At 61.1% G+C, this 21,248-nt stretch carries 27 protein-coding genes; 9 read left to right on the top strand and 18 right to left on the bottom strand.

All coding sequences use genetic code 11. The features are described from left to right. Positions 1–46: 46 nt before the first annotated feature. From thiS to trmB, 3 genes are read left to right on the top strand one after another with little or no spacing between them, the layout of a single operon-like run. The gene (gene thiS, locus AC07N8_RS22775) at positions 47–247 is read left to right on the top strand and encodes a sulfur carrier protein ThiS (protein WP_008026157.1); all 201 of its coding nucleotides are present in this window, start codon (positions 47–49) and stop codon (positions 245–247) included. A 60-nt stretch (positions 248–307) separates the two neighbouring features. Next, on the top strand, positions 308–1,102 hold the full coding sequence (locus AC07N8_RS22770; RefSeq protein ID WP_483843378.1) for a thiazole synthase: 795 nt from the start codon (positions 308–310) through the stop codon (positions 1,100–1,102). Between the two features lie 9 nt (positions 1,103–1,111). After that, a complete protein-coding gene (trmB, locus tag AC07N8_RS22765; RefSeq protein ID WP_493145907.1) occupies positions 1,112–1,837 on the top strand; it encodes a tRNA (guanosine(46)-N7)-methyltransferase TrmB in 726 nt (241 codons plus the stop codon). A gap of 132 nt (positions 1,838–1,969) precedes the next feature. Here the strand turns inward: trmB and AC07N8_RS22760 are convergent, their stop codons facing one another. The 10 genes from AC07N8_RS22760 to AC07N8_RS22715 form a co-directional block, all read right to left on the bottom strand. Beyond that, positions 1,970–2,293 (bottom strand): DUF3392 domain-containing protein, encoded by a 324-nt coding sequence (locus AC07N8_RS22760; protein WP_140671083.1) that lies wholly within the window; start codon positions 2,291–2,293, stop codon positions 1,970–1,972. A gap of 22 nt (positions 2,294–2,315) precedes the next feature. After that, positions 2,316–3,521 (bottom strand): radical SAM family heme chaperone HemW, encoded by a 1,206-nt coding sequence (hemW, locus tag AC07N8_RS22755; protein WP_493145906.1) that lies wholly within the window; start codon positions 3,519–3,521, stop codon positions 2,316–2,318. Then, complete coding sequence (gene rdgB, locus AC07N8_RS22750; RefSeq protein ID WP_483843381.1) at positions 3,518–4,114, bottom strand: RdgB/HAM1 family non-canonical purine NTP pyrophosphatase; 597 nt, start codon at positions 4,112–4,114, stop codon at positions 3,518–3,520. Before rdgB ends, hemW begins: the two co-directional genes overlap by 4 nt. After that, positions 4,111–4,545: a DUF4426 domain-containing protein gene (locus AC07N8_RS22745; protein ID WP_483843382.1), complete on the bottom strand. Its 435-nt coding sequence runs from the start codon at positions 4,543–4,545 to the stop codon at positions 4,111–4,113. The genes rdgB and AC07N8_RS22745 overlap by 4 nt, the downstream gene beginning before the upstream one ends. Positions 4,546–4,571: 26 nt before the next feature. Then, a complete protein-coding gene (metW, locus tag AC07N8_RS22740) occupies positions 4,572–5,192 on the bottom strand; it encodes a methionine biosynthesis protein MetW (protein ID WP_027926558.1) in 621 nt (206 codons plus the stop codon). Between the two features lie 7 nt (positions 5,193–5,199). Then, the gene (gene metX, locus AC07N8_RS22735; RefSeq protein WP_493145905.1) at positions 5,200–6,339 is read right to left on the bottom strand and encodes a homoserine O-succinyltransferase MetX; all 1,140 of its coding nucleotides are present in this window, start codon (positions 6,337–6,339) and stop codon (positions 5,200–5,202) included. A 181-nt stretch (positions 6,340–6,520) separates the two neighbouring features. Further along, positions 6,521–6,817, bottom strand: a complete 297-nt coding sequence (locus tag AC07N8_RS22730; RefSeq protein ID WP_483843384.1) for a DUF167 domain-containing protein — start codon at positions 6,815–6,817, stop codon at positions 6,521–6,523. Further along, complete coding sequence (locus AC07N8_RS22725) at positions 6,817–7,404, bottom strand: YggT family protein (protein ID WP_027926561.1); 588 nt, start codon at positions 7,402–7,404, stop codon at positions 6,817–6,819. Before AC07N8_RS22725 ends, AC07N8_RS22730 begins: the two co-directional genes overlap by 1 nt. Before the next feature lie 24 nt (positions 7,405–7,428). After that, positions 7,429–8,247 (bottom strand): pyrroline-5-carboxylate reductase, encoded by an 819-nt coding sequence (gene proC / locus AC07N8_RS22720; protein ID WP_493145904.1) that lies wholly within the window; start codon positions 8,245–8,247, stop codon positions 7,429–7,431. A 25-nt stretch (positions 8,248–8,272) separates the two neighbouring features. Further along, a complete protein-coding gene (locus AC07N8_RS22715) occupies positions 8,273–8,959 on the bottom strand; it encodes a YggS family pyridoxal phosphate-dependent enzyme (protein ID WP_483843386.1) in 687 nt (228 codons plus the stop codon). 57 nt (positions 8,960–9,016) lie between these two features. On the opposite strand from AC07N8_RS22715, the gene AC07N8_RS22710 reads away from it, so the two are divergent. Beyond that, a complete protein-coding gene (locus AC07N8_RS22710; protein ID WP_483843387.1) occupies positions 9,017–10,051 on the top strand; it encodes a type IV pilus twitching motility protein PilT in 1,035 nt (344 codons plus the stop codon). 137 nt (positions 10,052–10,188) lie between these two features. On the opposite strand, the gene AC07N8_RS22705 is transcribed toward AC07N8_RS22710, so the two are convergent. Beyond that, a complete protein-coding gene (locus AC07N8_RS22705; protein WP_123434727.1) occupies positions 10,189–10,806 on the bottom strand; it encodes a C40 family peptidase in 618 nt (205 codons plus the stop codon). Between the two features lie 250 nt (positions 10,807–11,056). Between AC07N8_RS22705 and AC07N8_RS22700 the strand changes: the two genes are divergently transcribed. Continuing rightward, a complete protein-coding gene (locus AC07N8_RS22700) occupies positions 11,057–11,488 on the top strand; it encodes an NINE protein (protein WP_483843388.1) in 432 nt (143 codons plus the stop codon). A 92-nt stretch (positions 11,489–11,580) separates the two neighbouring features. On the opposite strand, the gene AC07N8_RS22695 is transcribed toward AC07N8_RS22700, so the two are convergent. The 7 genes from AC07N8_RS22695 to gshB all read right to left on the bottom strand — a co-directional run bounded on the left by AC07N8_RS22695 (position 11,581) and on the right by gshB (position 17,522). After that, positions 11,581–12,852, bottom strand: coding sequence for a dihydroorotase (locus AC07N8_RS22695; RefSeq protein WP_059182019.1), 1,272 nt, complete (start codon positions 12,850–12,852; stop codon positions 11,581–11,583). Further along, on the bottom strand, positions 12,849–13,853 hold the full coding sequence (locus tag AC07N8_RS22690; protein ID WP_046029744.1) for an aspartate carbamoyltransferase catalytic subunit: 1,005 nt from the start codon (positions 13,851–13,853) through the stop codon (positions 12,849–12,851). Before AC07N8_RS22690 ends, AC07N8_RS22695 begins: the two co-directional genes overlap by 4 nt. Positions 13,854–13,880: 27 nt before the next feature. Beyond that, positions 13,881–14,384: a bifunctional pyr operon transcriptional regulator/uracil phosphoribosyltransferase PyrR gene (gene pyrR / locus AC07N8_RS22685; protein WP_493145903.1), complete on the bottom strand. Its 504-nt coding sequence runs from the start codon at positions 14,382–14,384 to the stop codon at positions 13,881–13,883. A gap of 99 nt (positions 14,385–14,483) precedes the next feature. Beyond that, the gene (gene ruvX, locus AC07N8_RS22680; RefSeq protein WP_007945492.1) at positions 14,484–14,921 is read right to left on the bottom strand and encodes a Holliday junction resolvase RuvX; all 438 of its coding nucleotides are present in this window, start codon (positions 14,919–14,921) and stop codon (positions 14,484–14,486) included. Further along, complete coding sequence (locus AC07N8_RS22675; protein ID WP_483843390.1) at positions 14,921–15,493, bottom strand: YqgE/AlgH family protein; 573 nt, start codon at positions 15,491–15,493, stop codon at positions 14,921–14,923. Before AC07N8_RS22675 ends, ruvX begins: the two co-directional genes overlap by 1 nt. A gap of 98 nt (positions 15,494–15,591) precedes the next feature. Then, positions 15,592–16,491 carry an energy transducer TonB gene (locus tag AC07N8_RS22670; protein ID WP_483843391.1) on the bottom strand — a complete coding sequence of 300 codons (900 nt, stop codon included), beginning with the start codon at positions 16,489–16,491 and terminating at the stop codon, positions 15,592–15,594. 77 nt (positions 16,492–16,568) lie between these two features. Further along, a complete protein-coding gene (gene gshB, locus AC07N8_RS22665; RefSeq protein ID WP_123434720.1) occupies positions 16,569–17,522 on the bottom strand; it encodes a glutathione synthase in 954 nt (317 codons plus the stop codon). A 224-nt stretch (positions 17,523–17,746) separates the two neighbouring features. Here gshB and pilG point away from each other — a divergent pair, with 224 nt between their 5' ends. The 4 genes from pilG (at position 17,747) to AC07N8_RS22645 (ending at position 21,248) form a co-directional block, all read left to right on the top strand. Continuing rightward, positions 17,747–18,151 (top strand): twitching motility response regulator PilG, encoded by a 405-nt coding sequence (gene pilG, locus AC07N8_RS22660; RefSeq protein WP_027926573.1) that lies wholly within the window; start codon positions 17,747–17,749, stop codon positions 18,149–18,151. A gap of 57 nt (positions 18,152–18,208) precedes the next feature. Next, positions 18,209–18,574: a twitching motility response regulator PilH gene (pilH, locus tag AC07N8_RS22655; RefSeq protein ID WP_027926574.1), complete on the top strand. Its 366-nt coding sequence runs from the start codon at positions 18,209–18,211 to the stop codon at positions 18,572–18,574. A gap of 10 nt (positions 18,575–18,584) precedes the next feature. Beyond that, positions 18,585–19,118 (top strand): chemotaxis protein CheW, encoded by a 534-nt coding sequence (locus AC07N8_RS22650; RefSeq protein ID WP_483843392.1) that lies wholly within the window; start codon positions 18,585–18,587, stop codon positions 19,116–19,118. A 72-nt stretch (positions 19,119–19,190) separates the two neighbouring features. Further along, positions 19,191–21,248 (top strand): methyl-accepting chemotaxis protein, encoded by a 2,058-nt coding sequence (locus AC07N8_RS22645; protein WP_493145902.1) that lies wholly within the window; start codon positions 19,191–19,193, stop codon positions 21,246–21,248.

The following is a 21,248-nucleotide window of genomic DNA, read 5'->3' as shown; positions in this document are numbered from 1 at the left end:
GATCGGGCTAGAATGCCAGCCCCTAAAAATGATGGCGGCATTCGGCATGCGCATTCAGTTGAACGGCGAATCCCTTGAACTGCCCGACGGTGAAACCGTTGCGGCCCTGCTGACCCGTCTGGAACTGACCGGACGCCGGGTGGCGGTCGAGCTCAATCTGGATATCGTCCCGCGCAGTCAGCATGCCGACACCACGCTGAACGACGGCGACAGTGTCGAAGTCGTTCACGCCATCGGCGGCGGCTAGCCTCCCGGCCCGCAAGGGCCCAGAATTCTGCAAGAACCTCACCCCTACAGAGGATTTCCCATGAGCATCGTTCGTAGCGACAAGCCCTTCGTCCTGGCCGGTCGTACTTACCAGTCGCGTTTGCTGGTAGGCACCGGCAAGTACCGCGACATGGAAGAAACCCGCCTGGCCATCGAAGCCTCGGGCGCCGAGATCGTCACCTTCGCCGTGCGCCGCACCAACCTCGGCCAGACCCCGGGCGAACCGAACCTGCTCGAAGTCCTGTCGCCGGATCGCTACACCTTCCTGCCGAACACCGCCGGTTGCTTCGACGCTACCGAGGCCGTGCGCACTTGTCGCTTGGCCCGTGAGCTGCTCGGCGGCCACAACCTGGTGAAGCTGGAAGTGCTGGCCGACCAGAAAACCCTGTTCCCCAACGTGATCGAAACCCTCAAGGCCGCCGAAGTGCTGGTCAAGGAAGGCTTCGACGTGATGGTCTACACCAGCGATGACCCGATCATCGCTCGTCAACTGGCGGAAATCGGCGTTATCGCGGTGATGCCGCTGGCCGGTCTGATCGGCACGGGCCTGGGGATCTGCAACCCGTACAACCTGCAGATCATCCTCGAAGAAGCCAAGATCCCTGTGCTGGTGGATGCCGGTGTCGGCACCGCCTCCGACGCCACCATCGCCATGGAACTGGGTTGCGAAGCGGTGCTGATGAACTCGGCCATCGCCCACGCCCAGCAGCCGATCATGATGGCTGAAGCCATGAAACACGCCATCGTTGCAGGTCGTTTGGCCTACCTCGCCGGCCGCATGCCGAAAAAACTCTATGCCAGCGCCTCCTCGCCGCTGGATGGTCTGATCAAGTAAGAGCCATTGATGACTGAATCAAACGAAACGCCTATCCAGCCGGAAGAAGGCGAAGAGCGCCAACACCGCCGCATCAAGAGCTTTGTGATGCGCGCCGGGCGCATGACCGAAGGCCAGCAAAAAGGTCTGGAGCAGGGCACGCCGCTGTTCGTGTTGCCTCTGGCCGATGCGCCGGTGGACTTCGATCAGGTGTTCGGTCGTTCGGCACCGCGCTCGCTGGAAATCGGTTTCGGCATGGGCCATTCGCTGCTGGAAATGGCGGCAGCCTCGCCGGAACAGGATTTCATTGGCGTGGAAGTTCACCGTCCGGGTGTCGGCGCGCTGCTCAATGGCGTGCTGACGCAGGGCCTGACTAACCTGCGGGTCTACGATTGCGACGCGATCGAAGTGCTCAACCGCTGCATCGCCGATAACAGCCTCGATCGCCTGATGCTGTTTTTCCCGGACCCTTGGCACAAGAGCCGTCACCACAAGCGCCGTATCGTTCAGGCATCGTTCGCTGAACTGGTGCGCAGCAAGTTGAAGGTCGGCGGTGTGCTGCACATGGCCACCGACTGGGAGCCGTACGCCGAGTACATGCTGGAAGTGATGGACGTCGCGCCGGGTTATCGCAACCTCGCCGAAGACGGCAAGTGCGTACCGCGCCCGACCGAACGCCCGATCACCAAGTTCGAACGCCGCGGCGAACGTCTTGGGCACGGCGTGTGGGACCTGAAGTTCGAAAAGCAGTCCTAAGCCTTATCGCAATAAAAACTGTGGGAGCGAGCCTGCTCGCGAAAGCGGTCTGACAGTCAACAGAGATGTTGGATGTTATGGCCTCTTCGCGAGCAGGCTCGCTCCCACAGTTGTTTTCGGTTGTAGCTGAAATCAGCGGCGGTCAGCGACCACGCCGATCAGCACCAGCACCACCAACAACACCGGTGCCAGGCTGTAGTTGTTGAACTGGCTCAGGCCGCGAACAACCCACGGCGTGGCGTAGATCAACGCGGCGCCGCTGCCGACCATGCACAACAGGGCCATCAGCGGGACGCGCAGGGCACCGGCGATGCTGCCCAGGCGTTGCTCGACCCAGGTCTTGAAATCCGAACCGAACAGCACCAGCAGACAGCCCACCAAAGCCAGGGCGATTTCCGACAGGTTACTGCGGCTCCAGCGGGACACGGTGGCGAGCAGGTCGAGTATCAAATCCATTCGTTTTCCCTTAAGGCTGAAATCAGCTCAGAAATGTCTGCAGCAAGTCATTGAGAAACAGCTGTCCGCGCTCGGTGGCCGCCAGACGTGACGGTTCGACCTGCAACAAGCCACTTTGTTCGGCTTCGCGGCGGTGTTCGGCGAGGCTTTCCAGGGTCATCCCGGTGCGTTCCGGATACAGCCGCGATTCGACGCCCTCGGTCAGGCGCAGCGCGTTCATCAGGAACTCGAACGGCATCTCATCGTTGGTCAGTGCTTTCTCGCCGGCCTTGAAGCTTTTCGCCGGGTTGAGATAGTCCTTGGGCAGGCGGGTCTTCCAGGTGCGCACGATGCGCCCGTCCGGATGACTTAGCTTGCCGTGGGCGCCAGCGCCGATGCCGATGAAGTCACCGAAGCTCCAGTAATTGAGGTTATGCCGCGCCGGGCGACCCGGTTGCGCATAAGCCGAGACTTCGTATTGTGCGTAACCGTGATCGGCGAGCAGCGCCTGACCCGCTTCCTGAATGTCCCACAACGTGTCGTCTTCCGGCAGCGTCGGCGGCTGGTTCCAGAACACCGTGTTCGGCTCCAGCGTCAGCTGATACCAGGACAGGTGCGTCGGTTTCAGGGCGATGGCTGTACGCAGGTCGTTCAGGGCATCTTCCAGCGACTGATCGGGCAAGCCGTGCATCAAGTCCAGGTTGAAGTTATCAAACCCGGCCTGACGCGCCATGCCGGCGGCACGTACTGCTTCGTCACCGTTGTGAATCCGCCCCAGCGCCTTGAGTTTCTCTTCCTGAAAGCTCTGGATGCCAATCGACAGGCGATTGATCCCCAGTTTCCGGTACGCCACAAACTTGTCTTGCTCGAACGTCCCCGGATTGGCTTCCAGGGTGATTTCGATGTCGCTGGCAAACGGAATGCGTTGCTCGACGCCTTTGAGCAAACGGCCCAAGGCCTCGGCGCTGAACAGGCTCGGGGTGCCGCCGCCAAAGAAGATCGAACTCAGCTCGCGGCCATACACCGCGTGCAGGTCCTGATCGAGGTCGGCGAGCAAGGCGTCGACGTACTCTTCTTCCGGCAACACCGGGCTGGCGGTGTGGGAGTTGAAGTCGCAATAAGGGCATTTACGCACACACCACGGAATGTGGATGTACAGCGCCAGGGGCGGCAGCACTGGCAGTGCCGCCCGTGGCGATTGGGCGTCGCCGCCGAAAATCAGCGGTGACGCGGATAAGTCGTGGGTCATTTCAGTCCCAGACGCTGGCGCAGCAGATCCATTGCACGGGCGCGGTGGCTGATCTGGTTCTTGTCGCTCGGGCTCAGCTCGGCGCTGGAGCAATCGCGCTCCGGGACCCAGAACAGCGGGTCGTAACCAAACCCGTGCTCGCCACTGGCGGCCCGCAGAATACGCCCGTGCCACAGGCCTTCACAGAGGATCGGCAACGGATCATCGGCGTGACGCACCAGCGCCAGAACGCAGACGAACTGCGCGCCGCGCTCGGCTTCCGGTACGTCTTTCAAGGCGTCGAGCAGTTTGGCGTTGTTCGCCGCATCGCCCTTGCCGTCAGCGTAACGAGCCGAATAGATGCCCGGCGCACCGCCGAGGAAATCCACGGCCAGCCCGGAATCGTCGGCCAGCGCCGGCAAACCGGAAATGCGCGCTGCGTTGCGAGCCTTGAGAATGGCGTTCTCGACGAACGACAGGCCGGTTTCTTCAGGCTCGACAGTGCTGAACTCGCCGATCGAGCGCAGTTGCACCGAGTCGCCGAGCATGGCCTGGAGTTCCTTGAGTTTGCCGGCGTTATGGCTGGCCAGTACAAGTTGCGTGAAATTGATCATTCGCCGGGGAAAAGCTCTTGGTTGAAATTGATGGTGTTGATTTTGTCACCGTTCTGCACCTTGATTTCGAAGGTGCGGATTTCCTGCTGATCCACCGGGTATTGGGCGATGTAGTAAATCGCGCCCTGTTCGGTGATCTGTTTGAAGTTCAACGGCACGGTCTGGCTGGTCAGGTCTTTGACCGAACCGTTCACTTCAGCGGTCAGCGGCTTGCCGTCCTTGATCACGGAGACATTGATCACACCCTGGTTCTTGCTTCGGGTCAGACCGGCCGCTTTAGCGATGTCCGGAGTCAGGTACGTGGAGTTGAAGGTGTTGTAGTGCACCGTCGTGTCGCCGAAGGTTTCCTGGCGTTCGCCCTTGATGACGTCAGCGGCCATGGCGGTGACGCTCAGGCAGGCAGTTAGTACAAACAGCGCTAGACGACCCATGTTCGTTCTCCTTGGAATGTCGTGGTTCAGACCGCGACCTTGTGATCCTGCAGCCCGGGGCTGCTGACGCGGTAAATACCGATCTCACCTAACAGATTAGGCCATAGCTTACTGGCCCACCCGTGCCGATGCTGTTGATCCACGGCAAGCCGATCAATGACCTTGGCTTCACGTTCGCGACACAACGCCTCAAAGTCTTCAAAAGTACAGAAGTGGATGTTCGGCGTGTTGTACCAGGTGTACGGCAGAAACTCGGAAACCGGCATCCGGCCCTTGCTCGCCAGGTACCAGCGGCAGCGCCAGTGACCGAAGTTGGGGAAGGTGATGATGCACTGGCGGCCGACCCGCAGCATTTCGTCGAGGATCTTGTCCGGGTAATGCACGGCTTGCAGCGCCTGGGTCATGACCACGATATCGAAGCTGTTGCTGGCAAAGTTGCCGAGGCCCTTGTCCAGGTCCTGCTCGATGACGTTGATGCCCTTGGCCACGCACTCGGCGATGTTGTCCGGGTCGTTTTCCAGGCCATAGCCAGTCACTTGCTTGTTGTCGCGCAGCCAGGTCAGCAGTTCGCCATCACCGCAACCGAGGTCGAGCACGCGGCTGCCGGCGGGGATCCATTCCTGGATGATTTCCAGATCAGCTCTCATGGCTTTCTCACAACGCAATGCGGTTCATGTAATTGCTGAAGGCCTGCAAGTAACGCGGGATCGGAATCAGGAAGGCGTCGTGGCCTTGCGGAGCATCGATCTCGAGGTAGCAGACGTCTTTCTTGGCCGCCATCAGCGCGTCCACCAGTTCCCGCGAGCGGGCAGGGGAGAAGCGCCAGTCCGTGGTGAATGACATCACGCAGAACTTGGCCTGGGCATTGGCGAAGGTTTTCGCCAGGTCATCGTCGAAATTCGCTGCCGGGTCGAAGTAGTCCAGCGCCTTGGTCATCAACAGGTAGGTGTTGGCGTCGAAACGTCCGGAGAACTCTTCGCCCTGATAACGCAGGTAGCTTTCGACCTGGAACTCGACGCTGTGGAAGTCGTAGTTGAGCTTCTCACTCTTGAGGCCGCGGCCGAATTTCTCGCCCATGGAATCGTCGGACAGGTAGGTGATGTGCCCGACCATACGCGCCAGCATCAGCCCGCGCTTGGGGATCACGCCGGCTTCCTGGAACGAACCGCCGTGGAATTCGGGGTCGGTGAGGATGGCCTGGCGCGCCACTTCGTTGAAGGCAATGTTCTGCGCCGACAGCTTGGGTGCCGAGGCGATGGCCAGGCAGTGACGAATGCGCTCGGGGTAGGTGATGCTCCATTGCATCGCCTGCATGCCGCCGAGGCTGCCGCCAATCACCGCCGCCCATTGGCTGATGCCGATACGGTCGGCCAGTCGCGCCTGGCTGTGCACCCAGTCTTCCACGGTCAGCACCGGGAAATCGGCGCCGAAGGGCTTGCCGGTCTCCGGGTTGATGCTGCTCGGGCCAGTGGAGCCGTTGCAACCGCCGAGGTTGTTCAGGCTGACCACGAAGAATTTGCTGGTGTCGATCGGCTTGCCGGGACCGATGCAGCTGTCCCACCAACCGGGTTTACGGTCGTCGGCGCTGTGAAAGCCGGCAGCGTGATGGTGACCGGACAACGCATGGCAAATCAGCACGGCGTTGCTCGCCGTGGCGTTCAGCGTGCCGTAGGTTTCGTAGATCAGGTCATAGGCTGGAAGCGAACGCCCGCAGGCCAGGGCCAGGGGTTCGCTGAAGTGCACCACTTGCGGCGTCACCAGACCAACAGAATCGGGGGGAAAGGCAGTTGGCATCGACCCTGCTCTCGTTGAAATGAGGCGTAAGTCTAAAGACCGGTGGGGTTAGCGGCAAGCAAAGGGCAGGCCTGATTTCATTCAGTCAGACCGAGGTGCGCCATTCGCGAGCAGGCTCGCTCCCACAGGGGAACGCATTCCATTGTGGGAGCGAGCCTGCTCGCGAAGAACGATGACGTGGTCAACCTGCCGGACGCGCCAGATCAGGCAACTCCGGCAGCTTCTTCGGCGAACAGATCCGCACCCGTTTCTGCCGGTTCAACTCGCCGCTGATCAAACTGACCTGGCTTTTGGAAACCCCAAACGCCTTGGCCAGAAACGCCATCAGATACGCATTGGCCTTGCCTTCAACCGGCGGCGCAGTCAGGCGGATTTTCAGGCGATCGCCGTGCAGCCCGCAGAAATCATCGCTGCGGGCTGCCGGTTGCAGGTGACACTCCAGAATCAGGTCGTCACCTTCCCAGCGAAAGTAGCTCATCAGATCAAGCCGAGCAGCCCCTGCGGCATGAAGGCGAAGTACGCCAGGCGCGGGATCAGCCAGCTTTGCAGCAGCTGGATCACGATGAAGGCGAAGATCGGCGAGATGTCGAGACCACCCAGGTTCGGGATGATCCGGCGGAACGGCGCGAGGACCGGTTCAGTAATCTGCGCAACCAGTTCGGCGCCCGGATTGTGGCTGCCCGGGGCGACCCAGGACAGGATCACGCTGATGATCATGGCGTAGAACAGAATGTTCAAAAACAGCGAGAACAGCGCGATCAGGGCCCACGGCACCAACAGCAGCCAGTCGACCATGAAGCCTTTGAGCGCCAGGATCACCGCGATCAGCAGCATCTGGATGATCAGCGCCAGCACCAGCGACGACATGTCGAGCCCGAACATGCTCGGGATCACCCGACGCAACGGCTTGAGCAGCGGCTGGGTGGCTTTGACGATGAACTGGCAGAGCGGGTTGTAGAAGTTCGCCCGAACCAGTTGCAGGATGAAACGCATCAGTACGATCAGCAGGTACAGGCTGCCAAGGGTTTTAATGATGAAAATGGCAGCGTCATTGAGTCCGAGCATCGTTGATTCCTTTGTAAGAGCTGATTAGCGACCGAGTTGCTCAGCCATCTCGGCCGAGCGATGCGCAGCGGCGCCGAGTGCTGTTTCGACCAGGGCTTCGAAGCCACCGGCCTGGAATGACTTGATCGCAGCTTCCGTGGTGCCCGCAGGCGACGTTACACGACGACGCAGTTCGGCGGCGTCAACATCGCTGGCAACCGCCATGTGTGCGGCGCCCAGCGCGGTTTGCAGGGTCAGTTGCGCGGCGATGTCTGCCGGCAGGCCGAGTTTCACGCCGGCGGCGGTCATGGCTTCGATCAGCAGGAAGAAGTATGCCGGGCCGGAGCCGGAAACGGCGGTGACCGCGTCCAGTTGCTGCTCTTCGTTCAGCCACAGGGCAATGCCCACGGCTGACAGCAGTTCTTGAGCTTGCTGGCGTTGATCGATGCTCACTTGAGCCGTGGCGAACAAACCGCTGACGCCCTGGCGCAGCAGCGCCGGCGTGTTAGGCATGCAACGCACGATCGGCTGGGCGCCGAGCCAGTTGTTCATGCTGGCGCAGGTGATGCCCGCGGCAATCGACACCACCAATTGATTCGGTTTCAGGCTCGGGCGAATCGCTTCACACACGGCTTTCATCGCCTGGGGTTTGACCGCCAATACGACGACGTTGGCATCCTGGATGGCCTCGGCGTTGTCGGCGAAGACTTCGATGCCGTGTTCGGCAGCCACCTTGGCGCGGGTTTCGGCGCCCGGATCGCTGGCGCGGATTTGCGAGGCGTCCAGACCCTTGGCGCGCAGGCCGCCGATCAGGCTGGCGGCCATGTTGCCGGCACCGATAAAGGCAATACGAGTTTTGCTCATGTCAGGTCCTTAGAAAAGAAAGTGGTCAAGGCTGGCTGTAGTCGCGGGCGCCGAACAGGGCCGTACCGATACGGACCCATGTGGCGCCTTGGGCGATGGCCGACTCGAGGTCATGGCTCATGCCCATGGAAAGTGTGTCCAGCGGCAGGTTCAGGCTGGCTTGCAGGCTTTGTACGGCCGCAAAAGCGGCATCCTGTTCGGCACGATCATCGGTCGGCTCGGGAATCGCCATCAACCCGCGCAGATTAAGGCGTGGCAATTCGCTGATGGCCTTGGCCAGGGCCGGCAGGTCGGCCGGGGTGCAGCCGGATTTGCTGGCTTCACCGCTGACGTTGACCTGGATGCAGATGTTCAGGGGCGGCAGATCGGCAGGACGTTGTTCGGACAGGCGTTGTGCGATTTTCAATCGATCCACGGAATGCACCCAGGCGAAGTGCTCGGCGATAGCGCGAGTCTTGTTCGATTGAATGGGGCCGATGAAGTGCCAGATCAAGGGCAGGTCGGCCAGTTCGAGCTGTTTGCCCAGGGCCTCCTGCAGGTAGTTCTCGCCAAAGTCGCGCAGGCCGGCGTCGTACGCTTCGCGCAGGGCTTCGGCGGGTTTGGTCTTGCTCACGGCCAGCAGTTGAACGCTGTGCTCATCGCGCTGGGCGGCCAGGGCGGCGGCACGGATGCGTGAACTAACCTGAGCAATGTTGTCTGCTATCGTGGACATTCAATGTGCGCCAGCGGTCTGAAGGTTCGCGGCATTCTACTGGAATTGAGGGGCGCTATGGATATCACTGAACTGCTGGCTTTCAGCGCTAAACAGGGCGCATCCGACTTGCACTTGTCCGCCGGCCTGCCACCGATGATCCGTGTCGACGGCGACGTGCGACGCATCAACCTGCCGGCCCTGGACCACAAACAGGTGCAAGAACTGATCTACGACATCATGAACGACACCCAGCGGGTGGACTTCGAGAAACACCTGGAAACCGATTTTTCCTTTGAGGTGCCCGGTGTGGCGCGCTTCCGGGTTAACGCCTTTAACCAGAACCGTGGCGCAGGCGCCGTGTTTCGGACCATTCCGTCGAAGGTCCTGAGCATGGACGACCTCGGCATGGGTGAGGTGTTTCGAAAAATCACCGACGCGCCGCGCGGGCTGGTGCTGGTGACGGGCCCGACCGGCTCCGGCAAGTCCACCACGTTGGCGGCGATGATCGATTACCTGAACAACCATCGCCATCACCATATCCTCACCATCGAAGACCCGATCGAGTTCGTCCACGAATCGCGCAAATGCCTGATCAACCAGCGCGAAGTGCATCGCGATACGCGCAGTTTCGCCACGGCCCTGCGCTCGGCGTTGCGGGAAGACCCGGACGTGATTCTGGTAGGGGAGATGCGCGACCTGGAAACCATTCGCCTGGCGCTGACCGCCGCCGAGACCGGGCATCTGGTGTTCGGCACGCTGCACACCACCTCAGCGGCGAAAACCATCGACCGGGTGGTGGATGTGTTTCCGGGGGATGAAAAATCGATGGTGCGCTCGATGCTGTCCGAGTCGTTGCTGGCGGTGGTGTCGCAGTCGCTGGTGAAGAAGATCGGCGGCGGGCGGATTGCGGCGCACGAGATCATGCTCGGCACGTCGGCGATCCGTAACCTGATCCGCGAAGACAAGGTCGCGCAGATGTACTCGTCGATTCAGACCGGCGGGAACCTGGGGATGCAGACGCTGGATATGTGCTTGAAGGACTTGGTGACCAAGGGCTTGATCAGCCGCGAGCATGCGCGGGAGAAGGCGCGGTCGCCGGATAATTTTTGAGATGCGGTGTTCTCACGGGGTCCCTTCGCGAGCAGGCTCGCTCCCACAGGATTGATGCAGTCCATGTGGGAGCGAGCCTGCTCGCGAAAGGGCCATCATGCACAAAAAAATCCCGGGGCAGGCCCGGGATTTTCGGATCAGCGCTGAACGACGCGCATCTGATTCGGTTCTTTCGGCAGAACCCGCTTGGCAACCACGTAGTGGCTTTCCCAGTACGGCTTCTTCAGCGTGTCGATGGTCACCGACTTGCCACGACGGGGTGCGTGGATGAAGCGGTCGTTGCCCAGGTAGATGGCAACGTGATTGACCCGACGGCTCTTGATGTTGAAGAAAATCAGGTCGCCCGGCTTCAAATCGCTGCGATCGACTTTCTCGCCGTGACCGCTGGCCATGGCGTTAGAGGTGCGCGGCAGGTCAAACGTGGCGTCGTTGAACGCATATTTCACCAGTCCGCTGCAGTCGAACCCTTTACTTGGGCTGCTGCCGCCCCAACGGTATGGAGTACCGAGGACGTTTACAGCGCGGCTCAGCACGTTGCTGCTGGTCTTGCTCGCCATCGGCGGAACAAGCTTGCTGTTGTCACTCAGCTGGGCCGAGTGTTTTGCATTTTGTTTGTTTTTGCTCGAAGGAGCAGAAACATGGGATTTTGGGGTGTAACCATTAACGTTTGGAAGACGTTGCTCACGATTGGTGGCGTGGGCGGCCAGTGGCATCAAAAGGCAAATGGTTAGCCATGTCTTGAAAAATGGACGCATTAGGCAGGGCTCGAATAGGTGAACGCGCAACTTTATAACAGCTTTTTTTGCCCTTCCGAGGCCGTTGGTCGATTCAACCTGGTGGTCAATGGAACCAAACAAGCGGCAAATGGACGCAATTGTCGGACAGAAGTCAGGTGCTATAAGGCTTTGACGGACATCAAGGTAGCATCTGCCATACGTCGGCAACCTGTAAAAAAGTCACAAAGATTTAAAGAATATTTATCTATCGTGTGAATCGAGGTGCTCCATGAACAGCTATCAACAGTCCGCCGCGCATCAAGATACGCACAGCAAAGTGATCGGATATCTGCTGTGGATTTTCGGCTTTACCGGCGCTCATCGCTTCTATTACGGCAAGCCTGTGACCGGGACGATCTGGTTCTTCACCTTTGGCTTGCTGGGAATTGGCTGGCTGATCGACCTGTTTCTGATTCCGGCAATGGACCGTGAAGCGGATCTTCGGTTCACCGCGGGGCCGATCGAATACAACGTGGCGTGGATTCTGCTGACGTTTCTCGGGGTATTCGGCGTACACCGGATGTATCAGGGGAAGTGGATCAGCGGGTTGCTGTACCTGGTGACGGGCGGGTTGTTCTTTGTCGGGGTGCTCTATGACTTCTGGACGCTGAATGACCAGGTATCCCTGCGCAACGCCCAGAACAGAGGCGCTTTCCAGTAAGCCTTCGCGAGCAGGCTCGCTCCCACAGGGGATTTGTGAACGACACAGATCCAGTGTGGGAGCGAGCCTGCTCGCGATTGAAGGCAACTCGGTTACGCCTGGTGGCTAATCCGCCCATCCACCAAGGTGTAGCGCACCACGCCCGGCAGGCTATGCCCAATGAACGGGCAGTTCTCACCCTTGGACAGCCAGGTTTCACCCGCCACGGTCGACGCCGCAGGGTCGAACAGCACGATATCCGCCGGCCCACCCACCGCCAACTTACCGGCCGGCAAGCGCAATGCTTCGGCAGGCCCGGCACTCAAGCGCGCGAGCAACGTCGGCAGGTCCAGCAAACCATCCTCCACCAGCGTCATTGCCAGCGGCAGCAGCAGTTCAACACTGCTGATGCCCGGCTCTGTCGCGCCGAACGGCGCCAGTTTGGCATCCCGCTCATGCGGTTGGTGATGGCTGGAAATGGCCGAGATCACCCCCGATTTCACCGCCGCACGCAGGCCGTCGCGGTCGGCGCGGGTGCGCAGCGGCGGCTGGACGTGGTAGAGGCTGCTGAAGTCGATCAAGGCTTCGTCCGTCAGGATCAGCTGATACAGCGCGACATCGGCGGTCACCGGCAGCCCACGGGCCTGGGCCTGAGCGATCAGGGCCACGCCGCGAGCGCTGGTGAGCTGGCTGAAGTGCGCGCGTACGCCGCTTTGCTCGACCAGCAACAGGTCTCGGGCCAGGGCCACGGTTTCAGCGGTTTCCGGAATGCCCGGCAAACCGAGAAAACTGGCGGTCGGGCCTTCATGGGCCAGGCCACCTTCGGCCAGGTCGTGGTCCTGCGAGTTGAAAATCACCGTCAGGTCGAACGTCGCCGCGTATTCCAGCGCCCGGCACAGGGTGCGGGTATTGCGGAAGCTGTCCAGGCCGTTGCCGAAGGCCACGCAACCGGCATCGCGCAAGGCCACGAGCTCGGCCAGTTGCTCGCCGTCCAGGCCTTTGCTCAGGGCGCCGATCGGGAAGACTTTGGTGTTGCCGGCTTCACGGGCGCGGTCGAGGATCAATTCGGCCACGGCCGAGGTGTCCAGCACCGGTTTGGTTTTCGGCGGGCAGCACAGGCTGGTCACGCCACCGGCGGCCGCGGCGCGGGTTTCGCTGATGATCGAGCCTTTGCGGCTGTAGCCCGGCTCGCGCAGGGCGACGTTCAGGTCAACCAGCCCGGGAGCGGCCACCAGGCCTTGGGCGTCGAGGGTGTCGACGGCGACAAAACCGGCTGGGGCGGCGCCGAGGGCGACGATCTTGCAGGCTTCAATGTGGATGTCAGTCACTTTATCCAGGCCAGAGGCTGGATCAATTACGCGTGCGCCGAGAATGCTGAGCTTCACTGGGCGTTCTCCTGCTCGAATTGACGTTGCGCAGTCTGCCCGCTCATGGCCATGGACAGCACGGCCATACGAATCGCAATACCGTAGGTGACCTGGTTGAGGATCACCGAGTGCGGACCGTCGGCCACCGCCGACTCAATCTCCACCCCGCGGTTGATCGGCCCCGGGTGCATGACGATGCAATCCGGCTTGGCCCCGGCCAGGCGCGCGGTGGTCAGGCCGAACAGGCGGTAGAACTCGCCCTCGCTCGGCAGCAGGCCACCGGCCATGCGCTCGCGTTGCAGGCGCAACATGATCACCACATCGACGTCTTTGAGGCCTTCGGTCATGTCGGTGTAGACCTTCACGCCGTATTGCTCGATGCCGATCGGCAGCAGGGTTTTCGGGGCGATCACGCGGATGTCCGGGCAGCCGAGGGTTTTCAGCGCGAGCATGTTCGAGCGCGCGACCCGCGAGTGCAGGATGTCCCCGACAATGGCCACCGAGAGGTTTTCGAAGCCGCCCTTGTGCCGACGGATCGTCAGCATGTCGAGCATGCCCTGCGTCGGGTGTGCGTGCCGGCCGTCGCCGCCGTTGATGATCGCCACTTGCGGACAGACATGTTCGGCGATGAAGTGTGCGGCACCGGAGTCACCGTGACGCACGACAAACATGTCGGCGGCCATGGCTTCCAGGTTGCGCAGGGTGTCGAGCAGGGTTTCGCCCTTGCTGGCCGACGAGGTCGACACGTTCAGGGTAATCACGTCTGCCGACAGCCGCTGGGCCGCCAGTTCGAAGGTGGTGCGGGTGCGGGTGGAGTTTTCGAAGAACACGTTGCACACGGTCTTGCCGCGCAGCAACGGGACCTTCTTCACGGCCCGGGCGCCGACTTCGAGGAACGAGTCGGCGGTGTCGAGGATTTCCGTCAGCAGCTCGCGGCGCAAACCGTCGAGCGAGAGGAAGTGGCGCAGCTGGCCCTGATCATTGAGCTGCAGCGGGCGCTTGGTATCTAGAGGCGTCATCGCGAGGGGGACTCTCAATAGGGCGGATTAAAGGGCGAGGTCTTGCAGTTCAAGCTTGAGCTCGGGGCCGGACAGCTTGACCCGCTCATGGGCGGCCAGCGACAGCGTCGCGCCAACTACATTCGGGCTGATCGGCAACTCGCCGGCGTCGAGGTCCAGCAGGCAGACCAGCGTTACGCTGGCCGGGCGGCCGTAGTCGAACAGTTCGTTCATGGCGGCGCGGATGGTCCGGCCGCTCATGAGCACGTCGTCGATCAGCACCAGGTGCTGGCCTTCGATCTCGAACGGCAGCGCCGACGGGCGAACCTGCGGGTGCAGGCCGTTCTGGCTGAAGTCGTCACGGTAGAAGGACACGTCCAGGGTGCCGAGCGGCGCGTCGCTGCCCAGTTCTTCGAGCAACGCCTGGGCGACCCAGACACCGCCGGTACGGATACCGATGTAACGCGGTTCGCTGATGCCACGGTGTTCCAGGTGTGCCTTGAGACGGATCGCCATCTGGCTGATCAGTTCGGCGGGATTGGGCAGGCTCATGGTTGCTCCTTCTTGGGCCCGAGCCGGATGCTGCTTGAAGGGTGGCTCGGGTTGTCGCTATAGAGAGTCGCTTGCGGCGGCTCTTGAGGATTCGTTGCTTCAGGACTCGAACAGTGCGCTGTTTTCGTCGAGCCAGCCTTGCAGCAGCAGGGCGGCGGCGATGGCGTCGACCGGGTTGTCGCGGTAACTGCCTTTTTGCCCGCCGCGATCACGTCGCTCGCCTTTGGCTTCAAACGTGGTCAGGCGTTCGTCGTGGGTATAGAAGGGCAAGTTGTAGCGACCGTTGAGGCGCCGGGCGAATTTTTCCGCGCGCAGGCACATGTCGCTCGGGGTGCCATCCATGTTCAGGGGCAGGCCGACCACCACGGCGTCGGGCTTCCACTCCTTGATCAGGGCTTCGACCTGATTCCAGTCGGGAACGCCGTTCTGCGCCTTCAAGGTGCACAGCTCGCGAGCCTGGCCGGTAATCACCTGGCCGACTGCAACGCCGATCTGTTTGGTGCCGTAGTCAAAACCCAAAATCAGGCGCAGGGCCATCAGGCGTGCCCCGCCTGGCTGGTCAGCAGGCTGAGATTGACGCCCAAATGTTTGGCCGCCGCTTCGAGGCGCAGTTCGCTGCTGGTGTTGAACAGGATGTCGGCGTCGTACGGGCAGGTCAGCCAGGCGTTCTGCGCCAGTTCGGCATCCAGCTGGCCGGCTTCCCAGCCGGCGTAACCGAGGGCGATCAGGCTTTTCGCCGGGCCTACGCCGTCGGCGATGGCGAACAGCACGTCTTGGGAAGTGGAAAGAGACAGTTCGTCTGCCAGATCAACGGTCGCCTGATAGCTCTCGCCCTTGGGATGCAGGACAAAACCACGATCGGTCTGCACCGGGCCGCCGATGAAAATCGGTACATGCCGGCACAGCGCTGGCGGCTCGATGTCCGGGCGCAGCTGCTCGAGGATCTCGGCCAGATTGAGGTCTTGCGGGCGGTTGATCACCAGCCCCATGGCACCATTGGCGGTGTGCTCGACGATGTAAGTCAAGGTGTGCGCAAAGTTCGGGTCGGCCATGTGAGGCATGGCGATCAGGAAGTGATGCTTGAGGTAGCTGGGGCTGACGTTCTTCATGAGCGCTAGTGTGGCGTTGGAGGGGCAAACTGACAAGCTGGGGATGCCGCATTTTGGCAGTCGACACAGATCAAATGTGGGAGCGGGCTTTGTGTGGATCAGTTACTGGAGAGCCTGTCTCCACGCGCAAACTTCCACGTGCGGATGATTTCCAGGCGGTCGATGTCCGAAAGGTCCCCGGTAAACGGCGCAAACGGCGCCGCAAGCCTGACGATCCGCTGCGCCGCCTGATCCAGCAACGGTTGCCCGGACGACTCCAGCACCAGCACTTCATACAGCGAGCCATCGCGGTTGATCGAGACCATCAAGCGCAAATTGCCGTAAATCTGTTGGCGGCGGGCTTCATCGGGGTAGTTGAGGTTGCCGATGCGCTCGACCTTCTTGCGCCATTCGTCCTTATACCAGGCGCCTTTGTCTTTCATGGTCGAGGCCGCGCTCAAGCGGTGGATACGCGGGCGTTTGGCGTACAGCTGTTGTTCGTTGGCCAGTTCCGCTTCGAGGCTGGCGATGTCGCTGGACAGTTGGGAACTGTCAAACGTCGGCGCGGCCACTTCCGCTTTGGTTGTCGGCTTGACCTCTTCGTTCTTGGCCGGGGCTTTTTTCGGCTTCGGTGCGATGGTCGTCACGGCAGCCTTGGGCGGCGCTTCCTGTACTTCAGGCTTGGCGGCGGGCGGTGGCGTGACTTTTTGCACCTTGTTGTCCTGGAACGGCGCGACCTCGGTGGTCTTGGGAATAGCCTTTTTATCCAGGGTGCCGCTGCCTTGCTGATTTTCCTGGGCGAGGAAATCGGCTTTTTCGGGTTTCTTTTCGCTTTTGAAGGTGGCGAGGGTGATTTCCAGGGTTTTGCTGATGGTTTTGGGTTCGACCATCGTAAAGCCGACGCCCAACAGCAAGGCCAGGTGAATCAACGCCGCGAGAAACAGGGTAAAACCGAGGCGATCGGCCGGGCGCACGCCACGATGGGCGAGTTCAGCGGGCAGATCGGACGGGAGCGTCATGACAAGAAGACCAACATCGCGTTTTTCACAGGCCGCGCATGATAACGCAATGTTGATCGTGTCTTGGCTGTTCTATATCAACGAGCCTTGAGCTTCTGATCGATGGCATCCATCAGCAGGCCACCGATGTCGGTGCCGAACGCATTATCAATCTCGCGAATGCACGTCGGGCTGGTGACGTTGATCTCGGTCAGGTGCTCGCCGATCACGTCCAGACCCACGAACAGCAGGCCTTTCTCGCGCAGGGTCGGGCCGACTTGGGCGGCGATCCAGCGATCCTTGTCGGTCAACGGGCGAGCTTCACCACGACCGCCGGCCGCCAGGTTGCCTCGGGTTTCGCCAGCGGCAGGAATGCGCGCCAGGCAATAATCCACCGGCTCGCCGTCGATCATGAGGATACGCTTGTCGCCGTCCTTGATCGCCGGCAGGTACGCCTGGCCCATGATCTGTTGGGTGCCCAGCGCGGTCAGGGTTTCCAGAATCACCGACAGGTTCGGGTCGCCAGCACGGTGACGGAAAATCGAAGTGCCGCCCATGCCGTCCAGCGGCTTGAGGATCACGTCGCCGTGCTTGGCGGCGAATTCACGCAGCACATCGGCGCGACGGCTGACCACGGTCGGCGGCGTGCATTGAGGGAACAGCGTGGCGAACAGCTTTTCGTTGCAGTCACGCAGGCTCTGCGGTTTGTTGACCACCAGCACGCCGGCGCGCTCGGCCTGCTCCAGCAGGTAGGTGGAGTACACGAACTCCATGTCGAACGGCGGATCCTTGCGCATCAGGATCACGTCCAGATCGCTCAGCAGCGCGTCGGTCTCGGCTTCGAGTTCGAACCATTTTTCCGGGTTGGCGAAGACTTTCAGCGGTCGCATCCGCGCCCGTGCTTCACCTTCGCCCTGGTACAAATCGCGCTGTTCCATATAGAACAGTTCCCAGCCGCGCTTCTGCGCGGCTAGCAGCATGGCCAGCGAGCTATCCTTTTTATAGGAGATGCTGGCAATAGGATCCATGACAATCCCGACGCGAACGCTCATGGGTTTTTCCTCGAAAATGAATGGTCCAAACGGACATGAAAAAGTGGCGTCAGAGTGGCGCTGAGTGTGTTCCCGGTCAAGGAAAAACCACCGCAAAGACCGGCCGATAGATTGCATTTGGAGACTGTGCTAAAAAGGCTGCCATGCCGTGCTGGCCCTTGAGCATCAAGGGTTCCAGCCACCAAACGGACAATTTGTTTCGCAAAGGCGACGGTAGAGCATTTATGGATCAGCATTCCAGCGCCTTGAAGGTCATGGTGATCGACGATTCGAAGACGATTCGTCGTACCGCCGAAACGCTGTTGAAGAATGTGGGTTGTGAAGTCATTACGGCCATCGACGGTTTCGATGCGCTGGCCAAGATTGCCGATAACCATCCCGGCATCATCTTTGTCGACATCATGATGCCGCGTCTGGATGGCTATCAGACCTGCGCTTTAATCAAGAACAACAGTGCGTTCAAGTCCACGCCAGTGATTATGCTGTCGTCCAAGGACGGGCTGTTCGACAAGGCCAAGGGGCGCATCGTCGGCTCCGACCAGTTTTTGACCAAGCCTTTCAGCAAGGAAGAACTGCTGAACGCGATCCAGGCCCATGTTCCGGGCTTCGCCGCCGTTTTGCCGCAGTAGGACACGCACAGTGACGCTCGGCCAACGGGCCCGGCGTCGACAAGAATGGGGAAGACCATGGCACGTATTCTGATCGTCGATGATTCGCCGACCGAAATGTACAAACTGACCGGCATGCTGGAAAAGCACGGTCACGAAGTGTTGAAAGCCGAGAACGGCGCCGACGGCGTGGCCCTGGCCCGTCAGGAAAAACCTGACGCCGTGCTGATGGACATCGTCATGCCTGGCCTCAACGGTTTTCAGGCAACCCGCCAGTTGACCAAAGACCCGGACACCGGGCACATCCCGGTGATCATCATCACCACCAAGGATCAGGAAACCGACAAGGTCTGGGGGACGCGCCAGGGCGCCAAGGACTACCTGACCAAACCGGTCGATGAAGAGACCCTGATCAAAACCCTCAACAACGTCCTGGCCGGTTGATCGTCGGGCCATGACCGAGTCGCTGACGGCTTTCGAACTGCTGCTGCAGATCGACCAGCGCTGTCGTCTGCTGGCGGCGGACCTGCCGTCGCAACCGACCCGCCAGGACAGCTGGAGCGGCATCGGTTTTCGCATGGGCGAAGAGTGGTACGTCGCGCCCATGGGCGAGGTCAGCGAAGTCCTGCATGAACCGCGTTTCACTCAGTTGCCGGGCGTCAAATCCTGGGTCAAAGGGGTCGCCAACCTGCGTGGGCGACTGCTGCCGATCATGGATCTGTGCGGTTTCTTTGGCCACGAAGTCTCGGCGCCGCGCAAGCAGCGGCGGGTGTTGGTGGTGGAACATAACGAGGTGTTTGCCGGGTTGCTGGTCGACGAAGTCTTCGGCTTGCAGCACTTTGCCCAAGACACCCTGGAACCGGCAGATCAGGCGAGCGGGCCGATGTCGGCGTTCGTCAAAGGCCGGTTCCAGCGCGAGCAGGCCTGGCAAGTGTTCAGCCCGTTTGCGCTGGCGCAGTCGCAAGGCTTTATGCACGTGGCGGTTTGATCCAGTGGGAGCAAGCTCCCTCGCCACAGGTTCTTCGGCGGGTTCTAAAGGTTGGTTAACAGGCGAGGACCGATGATAAAAGCAAAAACAGGCAAGCCAGAAGGATCGCGCAGCCGCTCGCAGATCATCGTGCTGTTTATCGCGCTGATCGTGTTCATCATGCTGCTGTTCGCCAACTTCGCTTACCTCAATACCCAGGCGACGTACGACAAACAGTACATCGGCCACGCCGGCGAGCTGCGCGTGCTCTCCCAGCGCATCGCCAAAAACGCCACCGAAGCCGCCGCCGGCAAAGCGGCTGCGTTCAAGCTGCTCAGCGATGCGCGCAACGACTTTGCCTTGCGTTGGGGTTACCTGAAGAAGGGCGACCCGGCCACCGGCCTGCCGCCCGCGCCGTCCACCGTGCGCCCGGAAATGCGCGCCGTGCAGCTCGATTGGGAACGCCTGCTGAAAAACACCGACGCCATTCTCTCCAGCGAACAGACCGTGCTGTCGCTGCATCAGGTTGCCGCGACACTCGCCGAAACCGTCCCGCAGTTGCAGGTCGAGTACGAAAAAGTCGTCGAGATCCTCCTGCAACGGGGCGCCCCGGCGGCTCAGGTGGCGATGGCCCAGCGTCAATCGCTGCTGGCCGAGCGCATTTTGGGCGCAGTGAACACCGTGCTGTCCGGCGACGAAAACTCGCAGCAGGCCGCCGATGCCTTCGGCCGCGACGCCGCGCGTTTTGGTCAGGTGCTCAACGGCATGCTTCAGGGCAACGTCGCACTGCGCATCAGTCAGGTCGAGGACCGCGACGCGCGCGCCCGGTTGAGCGAGATTTCCGAACTGTTCGAATTCGTCTCGGGCTCGGTGGATGAAATCCTCGAAACCTCGCCCGAACTGTTCAAGGTCCGTGAGTCGGCCACCAACATTTTTACCCTGTCGCAGACCCTGCTCGACGAAGCCTCGCACCTGGCCACCGGTTTCGAAAACCTCGCCGGCGGGCGCAACACCGACACCATCGGCGGCTACGTATTGGGTTTGCTGGCGCTGATGTCGATCATCCTGATCGGTCTGGTGATGGTGCGCGAAACCAACCGCCAGCTTCAGGAAACCGCCGAGAAGAACGAACGCAACCAGAACGCGATCATGCGCCTGCTGGACGAAATCGAAGACCTCGCGGACGGCGATTTGACCGTCACCGCCTCGGTGACGGAAGACTTCACCGGGACCATCGCCGACTCGATCAACTATTCCGTCGACCAATTGCGCGACCTGGTGGCGACCATCAACCTCACTGCCGGCCAGGTCGCCGCCGCCGTGCAGGAAACCCAGGCCACCGCCATGCACCTGGCGCAGGCCTCGGAGCATCAGGCACAGCAGATTTCCGAAGCCTCCACGGCCATTAACGACATGGCCCAGTCCATCGATCAGGTCTCGGCCAACGCTGCCGAATCGTCGGCGGTGGCCGAGCGCTCGGTGGAAATTGCCAACAAGGGCAACGAGGTGGTGCACAACACCATCCACGGCATGGACAACATTCGCGAGCAGATTCAGGACACCGCGAAACGCATCAAGCGTCTGGGTGAGTCTTCCCAGGAAATTGGCGACATCGTCAGCCTGATCGATGACATTGCCGACCAGACCAACATCCTCGCGCTTAACGCGGCGATTCAGGCGTCGATGGCCGGTGACGCCGGGCGTGGTTTTGCGGTGGTCGCCGACGAGGTGCAGCGCCTGGCCGAGCGCTCGTCCGCCGCCACCCGACAAATTGAAACCCTGGTGCGGGCGATCCAGACTGATACGAATGAAGCGGTTATTTCCATGGAGCAGACCACCACCGAAGTGGTGCGTGGCGCACGGCTGGCGCAGGATGCCGGTGTGGCCCTGGAAGAAATCGAAGGCGTATCTAAGACCCTCGCCGCGTTGATCCAGAGTATTTCCAACGCGGCGCAGCAACAAACCTCTTCGGCCGGGCAGATTTCCCTGACGATGAACGTGATTCAACAGATCACCTCGCAGACCTCGTCCGGCTCCACTGCCACCGCCGAGAGCATCGGCAACCTGGCGAAAATGGCCAGTCAGCTGCGGCGTTCGGTGTCCGGCTTCACCTTGCCGGCCGCCAAGGCGCAGGCGGCAGACAAAGCGTGA

The organism is Pseudomonas sp. GW821-FHT10C09, assembly GCF_059415465.1.
This window is presented reverse-complemented; position numbering and strand designations above follow the sequence as displayed.